Source organism: Pseudomonas sp. 18058 (assembly GCF_902706155.1).
GTDB lineage: Bacteria > Pseudomonadota > Gammaproteobacteria > Pseudomonadales > Pseudomonadaceae > Aquipseudomonas > Aquipseudomonas rustica.
The window spans coordinates 1-417 of sequence record NZ_CACSJY010000149.1; the positions used below are offsets into that span (position 1 = coordinate 1).

General features: G+C 64.0%; 1 pseudogene. It reads right to left on the reverse strand.

Features of this window, described 5'->3' with window-relative positions:
- A pseudogene (locus tag GVL50_RS28575) lies at positions 1 to 363 on the reverse strand (nicotinate phosphoribosyltransferase); the annotation flags it as partial.
- Between the last annotated feature and the right edge of the window lie 54 nt (positions 364 to 417).

Sequence of the window (417 nt, forward strand, 5' to 3'; positions counted from 1 at the left end):
GTGCAGCCACGGCCCGGCGATGTGGATGTCGATCTCCCCGCTGGGCAGCGGCGTGACGGTGATGTACTTCTCGTTGAGCCGGAACAGGCCGAGGAAGTCCACGAAATCGCTCTTCACGAAGCGCAGCGAACGCAGGTACATCAGCTCGGCGTCCTGGAACTGCAGGCTGCACAGCGACCGGATCTCGTCGCGGATCTCCGCCACATAGGGTGCGAGCTGCACGCCCGGATTGCGGCAGCGGAACCGGTATTCCACCTGCGCCCCGGGAAACTGGTGCAGCACGACCTGCATCATGGTGAACTTGTACAGGTCGGTATCGAGCAGGCTGGTGATGATCATGTCGGAGGCATCGGCGCGCGGCATGGCGACGGACCATGGCGCGGAACGGAAAGCGGCAGGTGGCGCGAAGCATTGTGG